Annotated in this window: 20 protein-coding genes; 5 read left to right on the top strand and 15 right to left on the bottom strand. The window is 68.9% G+C overall.

Features of this window, described 5'->3' with window-relative positions:
* Positions 1-18 precede the first annotated feature (18 nt).
* Positions 19-2,334, bottom strand: a complete 2,316-nt coding sequence (locus tag FHG71_RS00815) for an adenosylcobalamin-dependent ribonucleoside-diphosphate reductase (protein ID WP_139079706.1) — start codon at positions 2,332-2,334, stop codon at positions 19-21.
* Positions 2,335-2,466: 132 nt separating this feature from the next.
* On the opposite strand from FHG71_RS00815, the gene FHG71_RS00820 reads away from it, so the two are divergent.
* A complete protein-coding gene (locus tag FHG71_RS00820; protein ID WP_139079707.1) occupies positions 2,467-2,928 on the top strand; it encodes a DUF1489 family protein in 462 nt (153 codons plus the stop codon).
* A 374-nt stretch (positions 2,929-3,302) separates the two neighbouring features.
* Positions 3,303-3,797 carry a hypothetical protein gene (locus FHG71_RS00825; RefSeq protein WP_139079708.1) on the top strand — a complete coding sequence of 165 codons (495 nt, stop codon included), beginning with the start codon at positions 3,303-3,305 and terminating at the stop codon, positions 3,795-3,797.
* A gap of 92 nt (positions 3,798-3,889) precedes the next feature.
* Here FHG71_RS00825 and FHG71_RS00830 read toward each other — a convergent pair whose 3' ends face one another.
* The 4 genes from FHG71_RS00830 to hisS all read right to left on the bottom strand — a co-directional run bounded on the left by FHG71_RS00830 (position 3,890) and on the right by hisS (position 7,929).
* Positions 3,890-4,597: an NYN domain-containing protein gene (locus FHG71_RS00830; RefSeq protein WP_176559223.1), complete on the bottom strand. Its 708-nt coding sequence runs from the start codon at positions 4,595-4,597 to the stop codon at positions 3,890-3,892.
* 64 nt (positions 4,598-4,661) lie between these two features.
* Positions 4,662-5,351 carry an ATP phosphoribosyltransferase gene (gene hisG / locus FHG71_RS00835; RefSeq protein ID WP_139079710.1) on the bottom strand — a complete coding sequence of 230 codons (690 nt, stop codon included), beginning with the start codon at positions 5,349-5,351 and terminating at the stop codon, positions 4,662-4,664.
* The gene (locus tag FHG71_RS00840; protein ID WP_139080003.1) at positions 5,348-6,439 is read right to left on the bottom strand and encodes an ATP phosphoribosyltransferase regulatory subunit; all 1,092 of its coding nucleotides are present in this window, start codon (positions 6,437-6,439) and stop codon (positions 5,348-5,350) included. Before FHG71_RS00840 ends, hisG begins: the two co-directional genes overlap by 4 nt.
* 2 nt (positions 6,440-6,441) lie before the next feature.
* Positions 6,442-7,929: a histidine--tRNA ligase gene (gene hisS, locus FHG71_RS00845; RefSeq protein WP_139079711.1), complete on the bottom strand. Its 1,488-nt coding sequence runs from the start codon at positions 7,927-7,929 to the stop codon at positions 6,442-6,444.
* A 68-nt stretch (positions 7,930-7,997) separates the two neighbouring features.
* Here hisS and FHG71_RS00850 point away from each other — a divergent pair, with 68 nt between their 5' ends.
* The 3 genes from FHG71_RS00850 to FHG71_RS00860 all read left to right on the top strand — a co-directional run bounded on the left by FHG71_RS00850 (position 7,998) and on the right by FHG71_RS00860 (position 10,929).
* Positions 7,998-8,222: a SlyX family protein gene (locus FHG71_RS00850; protein ID WP_246045287.1), complete on the top strand. Its 225-nt coding sequence runs from the start codon at positions 7,998-8,000 to the stop codon at positions 8,220-8,222.
* Positions 8,223-9,198: 976 nt separating this feature from the next.
* Entirely contained in the window at positions 9,199-9,969 is a 771-nt protein-coding gene (locus tag FHG71_RS00855; RefSeq protein WP_139079712.1) for a helix-turn-helix transcriptional regulator, read from the top strand.
* 30 nt (positions 9,970-9,999) lie between these two features.
* Entirely contained in the window at positions 10,000-10,929 is a 930-nt protein-coding gene (locus tag FHG71_RS00860) for a DMT family transporter (protein WP_139079713.1), read from the top strand.
* Positions 10,930-10,952: 23 nt separating this feature from the next.
* On the opposite strand, the gene FHG71_RS00865 is transcribed toward FHG71_RS00860, so the two are convergent.
* From FHG71_RS00865 to FHG71_RS00910, 10 genes are read right to left on the bottom strand one after another with little or no spacing between them, the layout of a single operon-like run.
* Positions 10,953-11,276 carry a Dabb family protein gene (locus FHG71_RS00865; protein ID WP_139079714.1) on the bottom strand — a complete coding sequence of 108 codons (324 nt, stop codon included), beginning with the start codon at positions 11,274-11,276 and terminating at the stop codon, positions 10,953-10,955.
* A 3-nt stretch (positions 11,277-11,279) separates the two neighbouring features.
* Positions 11,280-12,545: a glycerate kinase type-2 family protein gene (locus tag FHG71_RS00870; RefSeq protein WP_139079715.1), complete on the bottom strand. Its 1,266-nt coding sequence runs from the start codon at positions 12,543-12,545 to the stop codon at positions 11,280-11,282.
* Positions 12,542-13,546 carry a LacI family DNA-binding transcriptional regulator gene (locus tag FHG71_RS00875; RefSeq protein ID WP_139079716.1) on the bottom strand — a complete coding sequence of 335 codons (1,005 nt, stop codon included), beginning with the start codon at positions 13,544-13,546 and terminating at the stop codon, positions 12,542-12,544. Before FHG71_RS00875 ends, FHG71_RS00870 begins: the two co-directional genes overlap by 4 nt.
* A gap of 4 nt (positions 13,547-13,550) precedes the next feature.
* Entirely contained in the window at positions 13,551-14,732 is a 1,182-nt protein-coding gene (locus FHG71_RS00880; protein WP_139079717.1) for a dihydrodipicolinate synthase family protein, read from the bottom strand.
* Positions 14,733-14,734: 2 nt separating this feature from the next.
* Positions 14,735-16,315 (bottom strand): GMC family oxidoreductase, encoded by a 1,581-nt coding sequence (locus FHG71_RS00885; RefSeq protein ID WP_139079718.1) that lies wholly within the window; start codon positions 16,313-16,315, stop codon positions 14,735-14,737.
* Position 16,316: 1 nt separating this feature from the next.
* Entirely contained in the window at positions 16,317-17,075 is a 759-nt protein-coding gene (locus tag FHG71_RS00890) for a 3-ketoacyl-ACP reductase (protein WP_139079719.1), read from the bottom strand.
* Complete coding sequence (locus tag FHG71_RS00895; protein WP_218014000.1) at positions 17,072-18,571, bottom strand: FAD-dependent oxidoreductase; 1,500 nt, start codon at positions 18,569-18,571, stop codon at positions 17,072-17,074. Before FHG71_RS00895 ends, FHG71_RS00890 begins: the two co-directional genes overlap by 4 nt.
* Positions 18,571-19,680 carry an ABC transporter ATP-binding protein gene (locus tag FHG71_RS00900; protein ID WP_139079721.1) on the bottom strand — a complete coding sequence of 370 codons (1,110 nt, stop codon included), beginning with the start codon at positions 19,678-19,680 and terminating at the stop codon, positions 18,571-18,573. The genes FHG71_RS00895 and FHG71_RS00900 overlap by 1 nt, the downstream gene beginning before the upstream one ends.
* Positions 19,681-19,684: 4 nt before the next feature.
* A complete protein-coding gene (locus FHG71_RS00905) occupies positions 19,685-20,608 on the bottom strand; it encodes a carbohydrate ABC transporter permease (protein ID WP_139079722.1) in 924 nt (307 codons plus the stop codon).
* Positions 20,605-21,501, bottom strand: coding sequence for a carbohydrate ABC transporter permease (locus FHG71_RS00910; RefSeq protein WP_139079723.1), 897 nt, complete (start codon positions 21,499-21,501; stop codon positions 20,605-20,607). The genes FHG71_RS00905 and FHG71_RS00910 overlap by 4 nt, the downstream gene beginning before the upstream one ends.
* Positions 21,502-21,526 lie beyond the last annotated feature (25 nt).

The raw sequence follows: 21,526 nt of genomic DNA on the forward strand, positions 1-21,526 counted from the left end.
GCCGCAGGGGGGTTCCTGTCAGCCGCAGCGCGAGAAGCCGCAGGTCGCGCAACTCAGGCAGCCCTCCTGGACGCGGACCTCATAGCTGCCGCAGGACGGGCAGGCCGCTCCGGGCGCAGCCGCGACGGCATCCGCCGTCGGAGCCTCCTCCCAGCCGGCATCGTCGAACTTGCCAGTCCTCTCCACGGGGGTCGCCGTCCCATCCACGCCGACGAGCCGGTCGGCCTGCTCCATGAAACCGATCCGCTTAAGGTGCTTCTCGATCTCGATTCCTATGGCGGCCAGGATCGAGGGCACGTAGCGCCCGCCCATCCAGGCTCCGCCGCGCGGATCGAAGACGGCCTTCAACTCCTCGACGACGAAGGTCACGTCGCCGCCGCGCCGGAATACCGCCGAGATCATCCGGGTCAGCGCCACCGTCCAGGCGTAGTGCTCCATGTTCTTGGAGTTGATGAAGACCTCGAAGGGCTGGCGCCGCCCGTCCACGACGATGTCGTTGACGGTGATGTAGATGGCGTGCTCGGAACCTGGCCAGCGCAGCTTGTAGGTCGCGCCCTCCAGTTCCTCGGGCCGCTCCAGCGGCTTGTCCTCGGCCATGGGCGCGGGTTTGGGCGGCTCGGCCACGGACAGGACCGACCCGGTGACGGCGTTGGGTCGATAGGTTGTGCAGCCCTTGCAGCCAAGGTCCCAGGCGGCCTGATACACGTCACGGAAATCCTCGAACGGAATGTCCGCGGGCACGTTGATCGTCTTGGAGATAGACGAGTCCACCCATTCCTGCGCCGCCGCCTGCATCCGCACGTGATCCATGGGGGCCAGATCCTGCGCCGTCACGACCTGCGCCGGCAGGTCCGCGTCGCCCCGAAGACTCCGCCACAGCGCGACGGCGTGGTCCACCACCTCCTCCTCGCGGCGCGAGCCGTCCGGCATCAGCACCTTGCGCGTGTAGGAGGTGGCGAAGACCGGCTCGATCCCCGAGGACACGTTCCCAGCGTAAAGCGAGATCGTCCCCGTCGGCGCGATGGAGGTCAGGAGCGCGTTTCGGATGCCATGCGCCCGCACGGCCGCGCGCACGTCCTCGTCCATGCGCCGCATTGTGCCTGAGTCGAGATAACGATCCGCGTCGAAGAGCGGGAACGGCCCTTTCTCCTTGGCCAGGTCCACCGAGGCCAGATAGGCCGCCCTCGCGACCTGCCGCATCGTGGCTCGTGTCCAGTCAACCGCCTCCGGGGAGCCGTAGCGCAACCCCAGAGTCATCAGTGCGTCCGCGAGGCCCGTGACGCCCAGTCCGATCCGCCGCTTGGTCCGCGCCTCCTCGGCCTGCTGGGGCAGCGGGAAGCGCGACAGGTCCACCACGTTGTCCATCATTCGCACAGCGACGGCGACCAAGTCCCGCAGCTCGCCTTCATCGAGCCGCGCACCCGGCCCGAACGGGTCCTGCACGAGGCGCGCGAGGTTGACCGAGCCCAGGAGGCACGCCCCGTAGGGTGGCAGGGGCTGCTCGCCACAAGGGTTCGTGGCGGCGATGGTCTCGGCGTAGCGGAGATTATTCTCGCGGTTGATGCGATCAATGAAGATCACGCCCGGCTCGGCGAAGTCGTAGGTCGAGCGCACGATCCGGTCCCAGAGCTCCCGCGCCCGAATCGTGCGAAACACCCGGCCGTCAAAGACCAGGTCCCAGTTGCCGTCCGCCCTCACCGCCTCCATGAAGGCGTCCGTCATCAGCACGCTCACGTTGAACATCCGCAATCGCGCCGGGTCCTGCTTGGCGGTCACGAAGTCCTCGATGTCCGGGTGGTCGCAGCGCAGGGTCGCCATCATCGCGCCGCGACGGCTTCCAGCCGACATGATGGTCCGGCACATCGCATCCCACACGTCCATGAAGGACAGGGGCCCCGAGGCGTCCGCCCCCACTCCCTTCACCGGCGCCCCTCGGGGCCGAAGGGTCGAGAAGTCGTAGCCGATTCCGCCCCCGGCCTGCATCGTCAGCGCCGCCTCCTTGAGCGCGTCGAAGATGCCGCCCATCGAGTCCTCGACGGTTCCCATGACGAAGCAGTTGAACAGCGTCACCGACCGCGCGGTGCCCGCCCCCGCGACGATCCGACCCGCCGGCAGGAAGCGGAACCCATCGAGGGCTCCGTAGAAGCGTCCCTCCCAAATCGAGGGATCCGTCTCGACCGAGGCCAGCGCCTTCGCCACCCGCCGCCAGGTGTCCTCGACCTGACTGTCCAGGGGCCGTCCGTCCGGTGCCTTGAGCCGGTACTTCATGTCCCAGATCGATTCCGAAATTGGAGCAAGGAAGCTCGATCGCAGCGGGGTCTGGTCGTTCGCCATGCAGGACTCCCGAACAAAGAGGGAACTTCATCTTGGCCCCGCGCCGGGCCCCGGTCAACGAGATGTGGGGGCCCACCCCTTGCGGACAAGGAGCGTGACCCCCATGCTGCGCGCCGCACGAAGGGGGACCGAGTGACGGGACTGCATCTTATCAAATTGTCGGTGGGGACTGAGGACGTTGCCGACCTGGCCCGCTGGCAGGCCGGCCCCGGCCAGGGACCCGACGGGCTCCCGCGCCATGTCACCCGGATGTGGCCCAAGCGGGAAACCGAGTTGCTCGACGGCGGTTCGATCTATTGGGCGATCAAGGGCGTGGTGCTCTGCCGTCAGCGGATCGTCCGGCTCGACGAAGTTCAGGGCGGCGACGGCATCCCCCGCTGCGCTTTAGTCCTCGATCCCGCGCTCGTCCGAGTGACCCCGATGCCGCGTCGCCCGTTCCAGGGCTGGCGGTACCTGCCGGCCGCCGAGGCGCCGCGCGATCTCGGCCAGTGGGACGCCGCCGAGGAGGAGCTTCCGCCCAAACTGTCTATTGCCTTGGCCGAGTTCGGCGTCGTCTGGGGCCCGGCCCCGAAGCGCCGGACTGCGGGCGGCTGAGAGCGCGTTTCCTGCCTTGGCTCCCGCAGCGCCGGCAGCCTTGCGTGGGCCATGCTCGACCGTGGAGGGATCCATCCCGATTGAGGAACGCTCGACAACATGGCCTTCGCTTCTCCAGAAGCTCCCATGACCTGCTTTCCGTCAACCTCAACGAGATCGAATCGACCTCGAAGCCGCCTCGACGCCGGGACCCCTCCTTCCGCGTGAATGGGGTCGACTACCCCGATCGGGCCGAGGTCGAGAGACTTACCCCGACTCGTCGGCCTGGAAGTCTGGGCCGGCGTCCGGGGCATCGAGTTGGGATCCAGTCCATCCACGAGGCTTGGGGGCTCGCCTGGGCCCACCGAAGGCCGGCAGGTGCGCTCAGCCGAGCCTTGGGCGACGACGATCGATTCGAGCTTTCGGGTGGCCCCGCCCGAACCTTGGGCTACGCCGGGACCGACCGCCTAGACGGCGGCGCGGGCGCGGACCGGTTCGTGGTGGGATTGGGCCGCAACCTGCTTTCGAGCGGTCTTGCCTCGCTCGGCGACAGGTTCGTGTTCGGTAGCGTGGACGACCGCCGCCCCGGCGGTCAGATGGATGTCATCTCGAACTGTACCCCGAGCGCGAACCGCACCGATCTGCGCGGCATTGACGCCTCCTCCTCGACGGCCGGAGTCTACGAAGCGTTCGGCTGGTCGGATGGCACGGCGAAGGGCCACGCCGTCTGGTGGCGCCCGATGCTGCTTGGGGGGTTGAACCTGCACGGCAACGCGGACCACAATGTGGTGGCCCGTTCCGCCAGTGCCCTGCGGGATCTGAGCGGGTTCGCGACCGGCGACGTCCTGACCTCAGCGCCGGAACGGCAACACGCCCAACGGGATGGCTAGGTCTTCGGCCGGGGACCGATCCAACGGACACAAGCATCCGGCCCTTTCGGGTCCAACTGGTAGAAAGCTGGTCTTCCGGCCATGTAGGTGCGCTAGCCCGAGGCGCCGATGGACGTCAGGGTCAGCTTGTGCAGGGCATTCAGGCGTGGTCCTATTTGCTGTATGGCCAAGCCTCCGTCCCGGCCTTCCTTCGCGATCAGCGCACGGAGCCTAGCATCCGTATCCGAAAAGCGGGGCATGTCTGCGACAAGGCCTGCCCCAGGATCATTCGGCACCGGTACGACCGGAGCGGGTCGGGAGGCTGCCGCGGCATGGGGCGTCGCTGATGTCGCATTGGTCGTCAGAGGTGTCGGCTTGGCCGCCCCCCGCTGCAGGACTTCGAACCGGCTGCAGCTCTTCCGCCAGTCCGGGGGCGCGGTTGCCCCTCCGAGCCCCAGCACCGTCGTCCCGCGCTCCACAAGATACCGCGCGAGCGGGGCGAAGCCGCCGTCGCTTGATGCAAGCACGAAGGCCGACAGGTCGCCTCGATGGGCCAGCTCCACTGCGTCGATGGTCAAGAGCATGTCGGCCGCGTTCGGGCCTATCCGCGCCACCCGTAGTCCGAAGCCGGCCGAGGCTTCCCAGTTCCGGGTATGACCTACGTCGCAGTAGACGCGCTTCACGAGCACCGAACCCAGGCGGGCCGCCCTCACCAGAAGCTGGCCGGCCCAGTCGGCCGCGATGTTGTCGCCATCCACGAGAAGGGCGACGCGCGCTTCCGTCAGCGGCGGCCGCGCCGCCGCGATGGCTTGTTGTTCCACGGCGGCTCCTGTCCGATCCCTGCCGGCAGGATGGATGGTCGCGGTCGCCGCGGCAATGGACTCCTCAAAGCCCCAGTCGTTCGCGAAGTCTCTCCAGCGCCGCTCGCTCCGGCGCGCCCCAGGGCGCGGTGCGGCTCAGGAACAGCGTGGCCTGGCTCGCATGGATCAGTCCTTCGGCCAGCACCTTGAGCCCGTTCGCCCGAAGAGTCTCGCCTGTCGAGGTGATGTCCGAGATCGCCTCGGCGGTCTCGCCGCGCACCACGCCCTCGGTCGCCCCCTGGCTGTCCACCAGCACGTAATCCGCGACGCCATGGCCGCGCAGGAAGTCACGGGTCAACCGGTGATACTTGGTGGCGATGCGTAGCCGATGCCCGTGCGCCCGCCGGAACGCCGCGCAGGCCGCGTCCAGGTCGTCCAGCGTCTCTACGTCCACCCAGAAGCGGGGGACCGCGATCACCACGTCGGCCTGCCCAAAGCCCATGGGCGCCAACTCCTCGACCCGGTCGGCCCAGGCCGCGACCTTCTCGCGCACGAGGTCCGAGCCCGTGACCCCCAGGTGGATGCGGCCCGCCTCCAGCTCGCGCGGGATCTCTCCGGCTGACAGGAGCACAGGCTCCAGGCCGTCCCAGTCGGACTGCGCCGCATATTCCCGCTCGCTGCCCGCACGTCCGAGATTGATCCCGCGAGCAGCGAACCAGCCGAAGGCGTCCTCCATCAGTCGCCCCTTGGACGGCAGACCCAGCCGCAGCGTCATGCTCCACCCCGCAGTTGCACGACCAGCTCGGGCCGGATCACACCGCCCACCGCCGGAACCACGCGCCCCCGACCCAGCACCCGCGTCAGCGCATCGTAGCGCCCGCCGGTGGCCACCGGAGGCAGATCGGGGCGGGCGGCAGCGAAGAGGCCGAACACGAAGCCGTCGTAATACTCCAGCGTCGTACGACCAAAGCTGCCTTCGAAGGCAATGTCACCCAGCGCGATCCCGCGCCGCTCCAGCGCCTCGACGCGCCGCTCCAGCCGATAGAGCGCAGGACCCAGCCCCGGCGCATCCCGCTCCAAGTCACGCAGCGTGTCCAGCGCCGCAGGCACGGGCGCCGCGAGCGACAGCAGCGCGTCGATCACCGCGACCTCCTCGGGCGGCAACGGCGGAGCCAAAGCCTCTTCGCGCAACTGCTGGAGACGCGCCTCGATCTCGGCCCGAGTCCGCATCCCGATCTCGGGACCGGTGTCGATGAAGGGGTCGGCCACGGCCAGCAGCGCCGCGCGTCCCTCGGGCAACGGCACCCGACCTGCGTGGCGGTCGAGCAGCGCCCGAAAACGCCGGGGCCGCCAGACGTGGCGGCGCAGCGCGGCCTTGCGCGTGGGCGTGGTCGAGAGCCCGTCCACCGCGGCAAGGATCAGCCCGATGTCCCCCATGGCCGCCCGCAGGGGCAGGTCCGGGAGAGCCGATGCCAGCGCGGCGAAGACCTCGGCATCCGCCTCGGCCGGGTCGCGGCCGCCGAAGAGCTCGAACCCCACCTGAAGGTATTCGGAGGGGCGCTGGGGATCGTCCACCTCTTGCCGCCGGAAGACTTCGCCCGCATAGGCGTAGCGCGCGGGGTCGAGCCCCGCCTCCATGTGCATCCGCACGACCGGCACGGTGAAATCGGGCCGCAGCATCATCTCGCCGCGCAATGGGTCCTGCGTGACGAAGGCGCGGGCGCGGATGTCCTCACCGTAAAGGTCCAGCAGCTCGGCGGCGGGCTGGAGGATGGCGGCCTCGACCTCCTCCGCGCCGCGCTCGCGCAGGTGCCCGAGCAGGCGCTGCGCCTCGGCCCAGGCGGCGGCCTTCTGCGCGGGCAGCGTCACTTGGCGAGCAGCCGCTGGAGATGCGCCACGAGATCGGCGCGCGTGACCTCCTGCTGCGCCGGGCGGTCCTTCCACTCCTCCAGGCTCGCGGTCTGCGCGGCCTGTGCCCCCGCCACGAGGTCCTTGACCTGCACGACCCCCCTCGCCTTCTCGTCGGACCCTTCGATGATCGCAAAGGGAGCGCGGCGACGGTCGGCGTACTTCATCTGCGCGCCGAAGCTCTTGGGATTGCCCAAGTAGGCCTCGGCCCGGATGCCCGCGTTCCGCAGATCCGCCACGATGGCGAAGGTGTCGGCCATGCGATCGCGGTCCATGACGGTAACGACCACGGGGCCGGGTTCCTCATGGGCAACCTGGCCTTTGGCGCGCAACGCCGCGAGCAGCCTGTCCACTCCGATGGAGACACCCGTGGCTGGGACCGCCTCGCCGGTGAAGCGCTTCACGAGGTCGTCATAGCGCCCACCCCCTGCGACCGAACCGAACTGGCGCGGCTTGCCGTCCTCGCCCAGGATCTCGAAGGTCAGCTCCGCTTCGAACACGGGACCGGTGTAGTAGCCCAGGCCCCGCACCGTTGCAGGATCAAGCAGGATACGGTCAGTACCATAAGCGCCAGCCTCGAGGAGCTCGGCCATCTGCGTGAGCTCCCCGATGCCCACCGCGCCAGTCTGGGTTTGGCCACAGAGGTCGGTGAGGTTGCGCAACGTCTCGGCGCCCGTAGCGCCTCGTGCCTCGACGAAGCCCAGCACCACCTGCGCCTGCTCCTCGGAGAGCCGGGCGCCCTTGGTGTAATCGCCGCTCTCGTCCTTACGGCCCTCGCCCAGCAGCGCCCGCACGCCCTCGGTACCCAGACGGTCCAGCTTGTCGATGGCGCGCAGGACGATGCCGCGCTCGTGCATGAACCGATCCGGGTCGGCGGGGTCGAGCACGCCCGCGGCCTCCATGACGCCGTTAAGGACCTTGCGGTTATTGATCCGTACCACATAGTCGCGGCGGGCGATGCCCAGCGTCTCGAGCGCGTCGCAGAGCATCCTGCAGATCTCGGCGTCGGCCGCGACGGTCGGCGTTCCCACCGTATCGGCATCGCACTGATAGAACTGGCGGTAGCGGCCCGGGCCCGGCTTTTCGTTGCGCCAGACGGGGCCCATCGCGTAGCGGCGATAAGGCGTGGGCAGCTGTGCCCGATGCTGTGCGTAGACGCGCGCAAGCGGCGCGGTCAGGTCGTAGCGCAGCGCCAGCCAGTCGCGATCCTCCTCTTGCCAGGCGAAGACGCCTTCATTGGGACGGTCCACGTCGGGGAGGAACTTGCCCAAAGCCTCGACCGTCTCCACGGCGGAGGTCTCCAGCGCATCGAAGCCGTAATGCCGGTAGACTTCCGCGATGCGTGCGAGCATGGCGCCGCGTTCGGTCACCTCGGCGCCGAAGTAGTCGCGGAAGCCCTTGGGCGTCTCGGCCTTGGGGCGACGGGGCTTTTGATCCTTGGGCACGCGGGCTCCTCCGGGCTGCGCCCGCGCTTTAGCGCGGGGCGCAGGGAGGGGCAACGGCGGGGCTGGACATGGCGCGCGCGGTCGGCTGTCCTGCCGCCATGGACCTCACGCCCCTCGAAGAGCGCCTCGCGCATCTTATCCGCACCGTGGACGACATGTCCGACATCATCGCTCGGCAAGAACGGGAGATCGCCCTCCTCACGCGCCGCGTCCAGATGCTCATGGAGCGCGAGGCCGAGCGGGAGCAGCAGGCAATGCGCGAGGTGCCTATCGACCGCCCGCCACATTGGTAAGTGGCGGCAGATTTTGGCCCACATCCTTACTGGCAGTTCCGAGTGGCGCACGTGCCTTTGATGGCTTGGCAGATCCGCCATTCAGATGCTGTGTAACCTGCGGCCCTCCGGCCCGCTGCCATCACAGGATCGGGTGGAGTCCACCTGAACTAGCGCTCATTTCGCCTGGGCGCCTGGGCCGGACCATGGAGGCCGGGAGGTTGGCCCAAGCCCGTGGCAATATCTGATGCTGAGATCATGGCCGACGGAGGCCGCCGCTGGCCGGCCGCCCGGACGCTTGGACGCTCGGACGCTCGGACGCTCGGACGCTCGGTTTTGGCTAGGAGGTCGCGGGATGGAAAGTACCAGCATCTTGATGCTGGCCGATCGTCCTGGCGTGGCCTCAAGCCTGCTCGGCCGTTGACGACGTCTCTGGCTGGACGATAGGCCTATGGGGGCGACCAGCGGCGACGGGAGGACCCGCGCCGGGCTCGTCCGGCGGATGGGCGAGCGCCGCCGCGAGTTCGCCCATCCGCCGGCTCGGGCGCAAGACGCGGGGCTGGCGATCCTGACGGACGAAGTGGAGGTGCCTCCGGAGAGTTCCAGTGAAGTTTTCTGTCCCGGTCCGGATCAGGTCAGGATGCCGCAGGGCTTCGGTGGCGAGTCCGGCCGCCGCAACTGGAATTGTTGCGCTCAAGACCGGCTCCTTAGTGCGACGCGGCCCTAGCTCGAGTGCCCCTGCCCTCTTCGGCTCCATGCGACGGGTATCGCTTCAGGCGTGCCGGAGATTGCAAGGCGGCAGGGGAGAGCGATGGCGGCCCGCCGGATCAGAGAACGCCAAGGCTGCGCGGGAGTTCGGCAAGCAAGGCTCTGCGCCGAAGGTTCGGGTCAAGGGCCCGTGCGCCCGGACGCAAGGGGCGCTACAAGTCCGGCATCCGGAAGGACGGACCTCACCGCCCCTCCAGCCGGACCAATGCCGTGCCCGACGAGGTCGCCGATGCTGCCCGCTCTCCATGTCCGCTCCTATGACGGCGTCGGTGACCTTCACGCGCATGACTTCGTGCAGGTCGTACTGCCGGTGAGCGGCGAATTGGAAATCGAGATCGAAGGTCGGTGGGCGCGGTTGTCCCCCGCGCTCTCGGCCTTCGTGGCGCCCGGTGCGGCCCATGCCCAAGCCGGGCGAAGCTTCAACCGGTCCCTGATCCTTGACCTGCCCGAGGCCTCGCTGCCTGATGCGGTGCGGGACGGGCTAGGCCACGGGCGCTTTTTCGCACCCTCGCCCGGGGTGCGGCGCCTGCTCGACTTTGCGGCCCTGCGCACGGGGGAGGTGGAGATCGGCGAAGACGAGCGGGCCGCGCTCGCCTGCCTTCTCACGGGCACCCTAAGCCGGTTTGGGCCCTCACCTCGGCCGCTCGACCTCCTGCGCCAGGCCATCCGGCGTGATCCTGCGGCGGACTGGCATGTGGCGCGGCTGGCACGAGAGGCGGGCGTCAGCCGATCGGGGCTTTATAGGCTTCTGGCCGATGAAGGGGAGGCGACGCCGGGCCGGCTCGTCACTCGTGTCCGGCTGGAGGTGGCGCTTGGCCTTATAACCGAGCCACGCCTGTCCCTAGCCGAGGTCGCGCTGGCTTGCGGCTTCTCGGATCAGGCCGCTCTGACCCGCGCCATGCGCCGAGAGACCGGCCGCACGCCGGGGGCTTGGCGCCGCGGGACGATGGGTCCAAAGGCTGGGACGCCCGGACAAGAGCGCGGCCCTGTTCCCGGATAAGTCGCGGCCGAGACTGCGTGGGGGAGTGACATGCTTCGTTCGTCAAGACTGCCGGGCATCGGCGCGATTCTTCTCGCTGCGCTCCTATGGGGCACCACCGGCACGGTTCAGACCTTCCTGCCCGAGGGCCGTGAACCCTTGGCCGTGGGGGCGCTGCGATTGGTGGTCGGGGCGGCGACGCTCCTGCTGCTGGCGCTTGCCCGGCACGAGGGTCGCCAAGGCTTCGCCCGCCTGCCCTGGGCCGGGGTGATCCCCGCGGGGCTTGCCATAGGCGGCTACAACCTTCTGTTCTTCCGTGCAGTGGCCGAGACGGGCGTGGGCATTGGCACGGCCATCGCCATCGGCAGCGCGCCGATTTGGGCTACGGCCTTCGAGGTGGTCGTCAACCGGGAAAGGCCCGGCTGGCTGCGTTTGCTGGGGCAGGCCGTCGCCATCCTGGGTGTCGGGCTTCTGGCTCTCACGGGTGGGACGGGGGGCGGCTCGCTCGAAGGTGTCCTTCTCGCGGCGGGGGCGGCGGCCTGCTACGCCTTCTATTCCATGGTCACGAGCCGGGTGGGCCACCGCGCGCCTCCCGCGACGCTGGCCGCAGCGACCTTCGGCGTGGCCGCGTGCATGACGGCGCCCGTCCTGTTCGTGACGCCGCTGGTTTGGATGGCCACGCCGGCGAGCTGGTTCTGGATCTGCTTTCTGGGCGTGGGCGTCACGGGGCTGTCCTATGCGCTCTACACCTGGGGCCTCACCCGCGTGGCGGCCTCGACGGCGGTGACGCTCGCCTTGGCCGAGCCGGTGACGGCGTGGCTTCTGGCCAGCGCAGTGGTGGGCGAGGCGGTCACGGCTCAAAAGGTCGCAGGCGCCTCGCTGGTGCTCGCGGGCCTCGCCGTCATCACGCTGCTGCCGGCGGCCCGTGCGGCGCCTCCAGCGCCGATGAATCGGGGGGACGCGGCGGGGCCCGTGGCCTGACACCACGCGGGCCGGCGCATGGGTCAGGGCCCGGCGGGACCGGTTTCCAGGTCGTAGACGGTGATCCCTTCATGACCGCCATCACAGAGAGCGACGAGGCGGCCACCCGCGTCCTTGTGGCGGGGATGCGCGTCGTAGGCCAGATGCGCGGCGCGGTCGCGGAAGGCGATGACGAAGCCATGGCCGAAACGGGCACTCTTGCCCTCGTAGTCGCGGTTCGGGCCGTGGCGGAAGTCGAGCATGCCCTCGACCTCGGTCCTGAGGGCAGCCAGATCCTCCATAACCGCCCGGAGCGCCTCCGGTTCGGCGTCGGGACGTAGGGCGCAGAAGACGCAATGAAGCAGCATGGGTCAGGTCCCCGTAATCAGGATGGCGCGGAAATCATTGACGTTGGTGAGCGTAGGGCCGGTGACGACCTGATCGCCCAAACGCCCGAAGAACGTGTGCGCGTCATTGGCGGCGAGCGCCCCGGCCGGGTCAAGCCCCTGCGCGCGGGCGCGGGCCAGCGTGTCGGGAACGATGATCGAACCGGCGATCTCGGCCGCGCCGTCCACCCCGTCGGTGTCGCAGGCCAAGGCATGGATGCCAGGAGCACCATCGAGGGCCAAGGCCAGCGCCAGCGCGAACTCGGCATTGGGCCCGCCGATTCCGTCGCCGCGCCGGGTAACAGTGAGTTCACCCCCCGACAGGAGCACGATGGGCAGCGCGCCGGACGCGCGGTCCCGCTGCAGTGCCAGCGCCTGGGTGGCCATGGCCTGCGCCACCTTGCTCGCTTCGCCCTCGATGGCGTCGCCCAGGACGTGCACCTCGCAGCCACGCTCGCGTGCGAGGGCGGCCGCGGCGGCGAGCGACTGCGCGGGAGCGGCGATGACCCGTGTCTCGGTACGGTCGAGTCGCGGGTCGCCGGGCGGCACGACCCCCGTGGGTCGGGCGAGGGCCGCCCGGACCGGGTCCGGCACGGCCACGCCCCAGTGATCGAGAATCGCCCGCGCCTCGGCGGGGGTGGAACCCTCGCCTATCGTCGGGCCCGAGCCGATCACTGCGGGGTCGTCCCCTGGCACGTCCGAGATGAGGAGCGCGAGGAGCCGCGCCGGATGGGCGGCGGCGGCGAGCTGACCGCCCTTGACGCGACTCAGGTGTTTGCGGACCGTGTTCATGGCTGAGATGGGCGCACCGGAGGCCAGAAGCGCAGCGTTGATTGCCTGCTTGTCGGACAGCCTCAGACCGAGCACCGGCGCGACGAGCAGCGACGAGGCACCGCCGGAGATCAGGACCAGCACAAAATCGTCCTCGCCGCAGCCGTCCAGCAGAGACAGCATCCGCGCGGTCGCAGCCTCGCCCGCGGCATCCGGCACGGGATGCGCAGCCTCCACGACTTCGATGCCCTGCAGGGGGCGGCCGTGGCCGTAGCGGGTGATGACCAACCCATTGCAGGGGCCCCAAGCGGCTTCGACCGCCTCGGCCATGCGCGCGGAGGCTTTTCCGGCGCCGACCACCACCACGCGTCCCACGGGACGGGGCGGAAGGTGGGCCGCCAGCGACCGCATGGGGTCGGCCGCGGCGACCGCGCGATCGAAGAGCGAGCGCAGGAACGCGCGGGGAGCCGGGCGGCTCATGCGCCGAGGCTAGATGCGCGGGCCACCAGCGACACGGGCGCGCGGCTCTCGGGCGGGGGACGGCGGCCCTCCTCCAGCCAGTCGAGCAGGGTCGCGGCGGTCCCGCGCCCGAAGCCCGCGATGTCGCAGCGCACGGAGGACAGCGGCGGATAGGCCATGATGCATTCCTCAATGTCGTCGAAGCCCACGATACGGATATCGCGCCCAACCCTGCGTCCGACCGACAGGAAGCCCGACAACATCCCGAGCCCCACGAGGTCGTTGAAGCAGATCACGGCGTCCACCTCGGGCCGATCCTCGGATAGGGCGACGGCGGTGTCGCGGCCGAAGGCGCGGGAGCTGCGCCCGGCGAGGAGCAGAGGCTCCTGCCCCCGCTCGCGCATCACGTCGAGATAGCCCGCCATCCGTTCGAGCGTGATGGGCCGGCCTTCAACGCCGCCCGCGAAAGCGATTCGGCGCGCGCCCAGGTTCAGGAGGTGCTCGGCCGCGAGGCGCCCGCCCCGGGCGTAGTCGAGCGACGCGAAGGGGAAACGCTCCGACGGGTCGACCTGGCGCAGGACCTGCAGCACCGGGATGCCCGCGCGAGCCAGCGGGCCGAAGGTGTCCTCCTCGGCCCCGTAGGTGGGCGAGATGACCAGGGCCGAGATGCCGTGCTCGATCATCGAGCCTACCACCTGCGCCTGCAGGCCCGGATCCTCGTCGGTGTTGGCGACCACCGTCGCGTAGCCGCGCCCCGAGAGCGCCATCTGAGCCGAAGTGGCGAACTCGGTGAAGAAGGGGTTGCGCAGGTCGTTGATGACGAGCCCGATGAGGCCGGCGTTGGTGCTGCGCAAATTCGCGGCCGCACGGTTGTAGACGTAGCCCAGCTCGTTCATCGCCTGCCGGACCTGGGCGCGCGTCTCCTCGCGCACGAGTGGGCTTTCCTTGAGCACAAGGCTCACGGTCGACTTCGACACGCCGGCGCAGTTCGCCACGTCTATGATCGTGGGCCGGCGGGCCATGGGCTCACTCCACCCCGTGCAGCGCGAGGAGCGTGCGCATCCGCGCCTCGGCGCGATCGGGCCTCGCGAGGAGGCGCGCTTGGTCGGCAAGCCGAAACACCTCGGCATAATGTGTGATGTCGCGGGAGGACTGGAAGCCCCCCGGCATGATGAAGTGAGACTGGTAACCGTTGAGCCAGGCCAGGAAGGCGATACCGGCCTTGTAGAAGCGCGTGGGCGCACGGAATATCTCTCGCGAGAGAGGCACGGTGGGGTCGAGGAGCGCGTCGTAGGTGGCGCGGTCGCCCTGCGCGAGCGCTTCCAGCGCTTGGCTGGCGGCGGGCGCGATGGCGGCGAAGATGCCGAGGAGCGCGTGGGAGTGCCGCGTCCCGTCCCCCGCGATCAGGCGCGCGTAGTTGAAGTCGTCGCCCGTGTAGAGGCGCACGCCTTCGGGCAGCCGCGCGCGAAAGGCGATCTCGTGCGCCTCGTCCAGAAGGCTGATCTTGATGCCGTCCACCTTGGACGGGTTCTCCGCGATGATGGCCAGCACCGTCCCGGTCGCCTCGGCCACGTCGTGCGAGCCCCAGTAGCCCGCGAGCAAGGGATCGAACATGTCGCCCAGCCAGTGAAGGATGACGGGCTCCCTGGCCTGCGCGATCAGGCGGCGATAGACTGCGGCATAGGTCGCGCCGTCCGCGCCGATGGCCGGCAGCGCGCGGGTGGCCATCAGGATAAGCTGGCTTCCTGCCGCCTCGATCGCCTCCATCTGCGTCTCATAGGCCGCGACGATGGCGTCGGCATCCCGCAAGTCCGGCAAGGGCACATGGTCCGTCCCGGCCCCACTCGCCACGCATGGACGGAGGGCGTGCGCCTTGGCGGCGCGCATCGTGCGCTCGATCAGCTCCCTTGCGGTAGGCCAGTCCACGCCCATGCCGCGCTGGGCGGTGTCCATCGCCTCGGCGAGCCCCAGGCCTTGGTCCCAGAGCCCCTCGCGGAAGTGCAGCGTCGCGTCCCAGTCCACGGCGGGTCGGGTGTCCCAGGGATTACGCTCGCGCAGCGGGTCCGAGACGACATGGGCGGCGGCGAAGGCCGTGCGGGTCAGCGGCACGCGGGGCGCGCGAACCACCAAGGGCTCGCCCGTGAGGCGGTAGGGCTCCAACGTGCCAGCGGCGGTGGGCAGGGTCAGCGCAGGAAGGGTCTTGAGCATGGTCACATCCCATGATCGGCGCGGATCAGGTCGGCGGCCTTCTCGCCTATCATGATCGTGGGCGCGTTAGTGTTGGAGGACACGACAGTCGGCATGATCGAGGCGTCGGCAACGCGCAACCCCTCGATCCCGTTCAGGCGCAGGCGCGGGTCCACGACAGCCTCGGGGTCCGAGCCCATCCGGCAGGTGCCCGCCGGGTGGTGATCTGTCTTTGCGTTTCGGCAGGCGTAGTCAATGAAGTCGGCCTCGCTCCGCGCCCCGGGACCGGGCAGCCGCTCGGCCAGGACATAGGGCTTCAGCGGCGCCTGCCGCATGATCTCCTGCGCGAGCTTCAGCCCCCGGATCGACATCTCGCGGTCGTGGGGGTCGGCCCAGTAGTTCGGGTTGATCAGCGGCGCCTGACCCGGATCGTCCGAAGCCAGCCGCACCGTCCCGCGCGAACGGGGCCGAAGATACGCAGAGTTGAGCGTGACGCCTCCGTTGGGCATGGCCGCGACCCCGGCTTCTATGCCCGAGCCCAGGCCCAGGTGGAGTTGGATGTCGGGCGAGCGCGCGTCGGGGTCGGCGTACCAGAAGCCGCCCGTCTCGAAGAGGCTGGAAGCCACCGGTCCCCGCTTGGTCAACAGGTAGCGCAGCCCTGCCAACGCCGACCAGTGCGGCTTGGCGTAGCGGTCGTAGGTGTGCGGGCCCGTGACCTCGCAGATCACGAAGAGGTCGAGGTGGTCCTGGAGGTTCGCTCCCACGCCCGGACGGTCGAGGACCGGGGCCACGCCCACCCCGGACAGGTGGTTCGCCGGACCGATCCCTGAGAGCATCAGGAGCCAGGGCGAGCCGATGGCGCCCGAGGACAGGATCACCTCCCTCCCCGCCTCGATGCGGGTGCCGTCGGCCATCTCCACGCCCTGTGCGCGGCCCTTCTCCACGACGATGCGGCGGACCTGCGCGCCCGTCCGAACCGTGAGATTGGGCCGGCCCCGCGCAGGTCCGAGATAGGCCATCGCCGCCGAGGAGCGCCGCGCGTTGCGCTGGGTCAGCTGGTAATAGCCCACGCCGTCCTGCTGCTCACCCGTCATGTCGAGGTTGCGCGGAATACCCAGTTCGGCCGCCGCCGCGAAGTAGGCGTCGCAGATGGGCAGTGGCGCGCGAGGGCGGGACACGCCCAGGGGACCGCCCTTGCTATGATAGCGGTTCTCGAAACTATCGTTGTCCTCGGCCTTGCGGAAATAGGGGAGAACGTCCTCGTAGCTCCAGCCTTCGCAGCCCATCTGCCTCCACTCGTCGTAATCGAGCGCGTTGCCCCGCGTGTAGATCTGCGCGTTGATCGATGACCCTCCACCGATCACCTTGGCTTGGGTATACTTCAGCACGCGCCCGTTCAGGTGCTTCTGCGGGACGGTGTGCCAGCCCCAGCTTCCGATGCCCTTGGTCATCTTCGCGAAGCCCGCGGGCAAGTGGTAGAACGGGTGGCGGTCGCGCCCGCCCGCCTCCAGCAACAGGACCTTGGCCGCCGGGTTCTCGGACAGCCGCGCCGCGAGGACGCAGCCCGCCGAGCCACCACCGATGATGATGAAGTCGTAACCCATGTCAGAGCCTCGGGATGGAGAGGCCGCCGTCCACCGGAATGGCGGCGCCGGTGGCGAAGGCGAAGCGCCCCTGCGCGAGTGGCACCACGACCTCGCCGATTTCGGATGGCTGGCCCCAGCGTCCGGCAGGCACGAGCCCGCCTTCGATGCGGGCGGTGTACTTGTCCTTCACGCCGGCGGTCATGCCGGTCTCGATGATGCCGGGACGCAACTCGAAGACGCCGATGCTGTGGGGGGCGAGTCGGACGGCGAATAACTTGGCCATCATCGCAGCCCCGGACTTGGAGATGCAGTATTCGGCGCGTTCGATGCTCACAAGCGTGGCGCTGACCGAGGTGACAAAGGTGATCGAGCGGTAGGGCCCGGCGGGCCGCGCGATCATGCGTCGCGCCACGGCCTGCGCGAGGAAGAAGGCCCCGCGCAGGTTCACGTCCAGCACGAAATCGAAGTTCTCGGGCGTGATCTCCAGCATGTCGCCACGCACCCGCGCCGGCACGCCCGCGTTCTGCACGAGCGCCGTCACCGGCCCCGCCTCGGACTCCACGGCGTCGAGAAGCGCGGGGATGGCCTCCACCTCCGACAGGTCATGCCGGTAGTAGGAAGCGTTGGGCCCCAGCCGCTCCAGAGCCTGGCGCACGGCAGGCGCGTCCGGGTCGGACCGCGAGGCGAGGACCACGCGGAAGCCCGCGTCCGCCAGCGCACCGGCGATGCCCAAGCCGATGCCCTGCTGGCCGCCGGTGATGAGAGCCGTGCCCGTCATGCCGCGAGGTCCCTTTGTGCGATGTGGGCGCCCGCCCGCAGCGCCAGCGCCGCGATGGTGAGCGCCGGATTGACCGCCGCCGAGGTCGGCAACACCGAGGCGTCGACGACGAAAAGGTTCGGATGGTTATGCGTGCGGCAGAACGGGTCCACGACGCTCGCCTCGGGGTCGCGGCCCATCCGGGCCGTCCCGCACTGGTGCGAGGGCGTCCGCCGGTCGAAGGCTTTGGACAGCACCACGGGCCAACCCGCCTTCCGCAGCAATGCCTTCATCTTCGCCACAAGGGCGAGGTGCCCCTCCCAGTTCGACCGTTTCCAGTCCAGCATGATGCGGTCGCCCCTCAGCGTCACGCGGCTCTCGGGGTTGGGGAGGTCCTCGCTCATGGCGAGGAGATGGACGGAGTGGTCGGCCACCCACCGGGCAATGGGTTTCGGGATCGGCGTGTCCGAGGCGAGAATGGTGCCCGAGATCTTGCCCAGCATCTGGATGTTGCCGAGCGGCTGTCCATTCGGGCCGCCGGTCAGGTACCAGTCGTTCACCTGGATCGTCTTCTGGTAGATCGAGTCGTTGCGCCGAAGCGGGTGCACGCCCAGCACCGCGCTGAGGTTGTGGTTCATGAAGTTCCGGCCGACCTGGTCGGAGCGGTTGGCGAGGCCGGTGGGGTGCCGCTCGTCCGCCGAGGCGAGAAGCAGCACGGCCGAGTTCACCGCTCCCGCCGCCAGCACGATCACGGGGGCCGAGAGCGTCTCGGGGATGCCGTTCCGGTCGAATTCGACGGCTTCGATGCGGCCATCGGCCCCGGCGCGGAGGCGGCGGACGCGTGCGTTCTCGACAAAGCTGACGTTCGGGTACTGGAGCGCGTAGGCCAACGACACCGTTTCAGCATCCTTCTTGCCGCCGCAGGTATCGGGGAATGCGTCCCAGGGCGTCCGGCCGTGCCGAAGCCAGTGGTCGATATCCACCCCGAGAGGGAGCGGGGAGGGATGCGCGCCTGCGCGCCTCAACCGGGCCCGCAGGTCCGCGATGGACGGTTCGTCGGGCACGGGCGGATATGGGTAGGTTCCGGAATGCGGGGGCTCGGTCGGGTCCTCGCCCAAGGCGCCCCGGACCTCGAACATCCGCTCGGCCTCCTGGTAGAAGGACTCCAACTCGTCGTAGCTCATCGGCCAGCCCGGCGTTGTCCCACCCATGTGGCGCAGCGGCGCGAAGTCCTCGCGGCGGTAGCGGATCAGCACGGCCCCGTAGAATTTGGAGTTGCCGCCGGCGTGATAGTAGTTGCCCGGGTTGAACGGTTTTCCCTCCCCGTCCAGCCACTCCTCTTGGGGCCGGAAATGGCCGCGTCCGAAGATGGCTTCGTCGCTGCGCGCCTCGGGCGAATGCTCCAGCCGGTGGCCGCGCTCCAGGATCAGGATGCGGCGCCCCGTCGGCGCCAGCGCAGCCGCCAGCGTGGCCCCGCCCATTCCGGAGCCGATGATGATGACATCCGGTTGCGGCATCAGGCGATACGGTTCTCGGTGACGGGATCGAAGGCCACGGCCTTGTCCATGTTGACGGCGAAGTCGAAGACCTCGCCCGGGGAAACGCTCGCGTCGGCCCGCATCCGGGCAATGATGTCCTTGCCACCCAGCGTGGTCGTCACAAAGGTATCCGACCCAGCGGGCTCTGTGACGGTGACGCGGTTCTTCAGCGGCTGGACGTTCAGCGACTTGCGATCCGCGCCCTCGGGGTCGGTGATCGCCTCGGGCCGCACGCCGAGCACGATCTCCCGCCCCGACCAGGCCGACAGCGCCGGCTGGGACAGCCGGAGGAGCCGCGCCTGCCCCTCGGCGTCCATGACCACGACGTGCGGTGCGCCGTTCTCGACCGCCACCTTGGCCGGAATCAGGTTCATTGAAGGCGAACCCATGAAGGACGCCACGAACAGGTTCGACGGCGTGTCGTAGATCTCCTTGGGGGTGCCGAACTGCTGGACATAGCCCTTGTTCATCACCGCGATGCGGGTCGACAGCGTCATCGCCTCGATCTGGTCGTGGGTGACGTAGACGATGGTCCGCCCCAGCCTCTGGTGCAGCTTCTTGATCTCGGTCCGCATGTCGACGCGCAGCTTGGCATCGAGGTTCGACAGCGGCTCGTCGAAGAGGAAGACGTCCGGGTTGCGGACCAGCGCCCGCCCCATCGCGACCCGTTGCCGCTGCCCGCCCGAAAGCTGCGCGGGCTTGCGGTCGAGGAGATGGTCGATCTGCAGGAGCTTCGCGACCTGCGCCAGCGCCTTGTCCCGCTCGGGCTTGGGCACCCCGTGCATCTCCAGCCCGAAGGTGATGTTCTGCCCGACGGTCATGTTAGGGTAAAGCGCGTAGCTCTGGAACACCATGGCGATGTTGCGCTTGGAGGGATGCACCCCGTTCACCACGCGTCCGTTGATCGCGATGTCGCCCGAGGAGATGGCCTCCAGCCCCGCGATCATGTTGAGGAGCGTGGATTTCCCGCAGCCCGAGGGGCCGACGAGGACCAGAAACTCCCCTTCCTCGGCCGAGATGTCCACACGGTGGAGCACCTCGACCGAGCCGTAGGATTTCGTGACGTTGCGGATGTCGAGGAAGCCCATCGGGTCAGCCTTTCACGGATCCCGCCATCAGGCCCCGCACGAAGTACCGGCCCGCGACGATGTAGACGAGGAGGGTGGGCAGCGCCGCCAGGATCGCGCCCGCGAAATGCACGTTGTATTCCTTCACCCCCGTCGAGGAGTTGACGAGATTGTTGAGCCCCACGGTCATCGGCATGGAGTCGAGGTCCGCGAAGGAGGCGCCGAACAGGAAGTCGTTCCAGATGTTGGTGAACTGCCAGATCACCGACACGACGGCGATCGGCCCCGACACCGGCAGCATGATCCGCCAGAAGATGCGGAAGAACCCCGCCCCGTCCATCATAGCGGCGCGCACCAGCTCGGTAGGAAAAGCGGCGTAGTAGTTGCGGAAGTAGAGCGTGGTGAAGCCCAGCCCGTAAACCACGTGCACGAGGATCAGCCCCGGCGTGGAGCCCGCCAGCCCCATGAGACCCAGCATCCGCGCCATCGGGATCAGCACGATCTGGAACGGGATGAAGCACGCGAAGAGCATGAGCCCGAAGAGGATCGTGTCGCCCCGGAACCGCCACTTGGTCAGCACGTAGCCGTTCAGCGCGCCGAGGATCGTGGAGATCGCCACGGCGGGCACGACCATGAGGATCGAGTTCAGGAAGTAGGGGCGCAGGCCCGTAGGCTCTACGCCGATCTGCGCGGTGGACCAGGCCGAAAGCCAGGGTGCGATCGTCCAGTCCTGCGGCAGCGCCAGCATGTTGCCGCCCGTGATCTCGGACAGGGGCTTCACGCTGTTGATGACCATGATGGCGAAGGGCAGCAGGTAGAACAGCGCGAAGAGGAGCAGCACGAGGTAGATGAAGGTCCGCGCGACGCGGCTCGTGCGGACGGCGGTGTCCTGGCTGGGGACGGGGGCGGCGGGGCGGACGACGACGGCTTCCTGCGAGATCGTGCTCATCTCTCGCGCTCCTTCAGCTCGGCGTAGAGATACGGGACCATGATCGCCGCGATGGTCATGAGCATGATGACCGCCGAGGCCGCGCCCACGCCCATCTGGTTTCGGGTGAAGGTGTAGGAATACATGAAGGTCGCGGGCAGCTCGGTCGCGCGCCCGGGGCCGCCGCCGGTCAGCGCGATGACGAGGTCGTAACTCTTGATCGCGAGGTGGCTCAGGATCACGAACGCCGACAGGAAGGCGGGCCGCAGCAGCGGGATCACGATCCGCCGGTAGAGGTTCCAGTTCGACGCCCCGTCGATCTGCGCGGCCTTCAGGATCTCGTTGTCGATCCCCCGCAGGCCCGCCAGGAACATCGCCATCACGAAGCCCGAGGTCTGCCAGACGGCGGCGATGACGACGGTGTAGATCGCCATGTCGCGGTCCTTGATCCAGCCGAAGCTGAAGCTCTCCCACCCCCAGAGGTGCATCGTGTGCTCGAGCCCGATGCCGGGGTCGAGGAACCATTTCCAGGCGGTCCCCGTCACGATGAACGAGAGCGCCATCGGATAAAGATAAATCGGCCGCAGCATCCCCTCGCCCCGGATCTTCTGGTCGAGGAAGATCGCGAGCACCAGCCCGATGACGGTGCAGGCGACGATGTAGAGCGAGGCGAAGATCGCCAGGTTCACCAGCGCGGTGTGCCAGTGGCTCAGCCCCCAGAGGGTGCCGTAGTTCTCCCAGCCCACCCAGTCGGTGGAGGGCATCATCTTGGAATCGGTGAAGCTCAGGTAGATCGAATAGGCGATGAAGCCGTAGACGAACACCAGGATGGCCGCGAGCGACGGCGACAGCACCAGCTTGGGCAGCCAGTCCTGCAGGCGCGTGCGGAAATCGGCCTCTGTCGCGGTGGCCATGATCCCCTCCTCGGATGTGGAGGGG

Origin of the sequence: Rubellimicrobium roseum (genome assembly GCF_006152145.1) — a bacterium.
GTDB classification, from domain to species: domain Bacteria; phylum Pseudomonadota; class Alphaproteobacteria; order Rhodobacterales; family Rhodobacteraceae; genus Rubellimicrobium; species Rubellimicrobium roseum.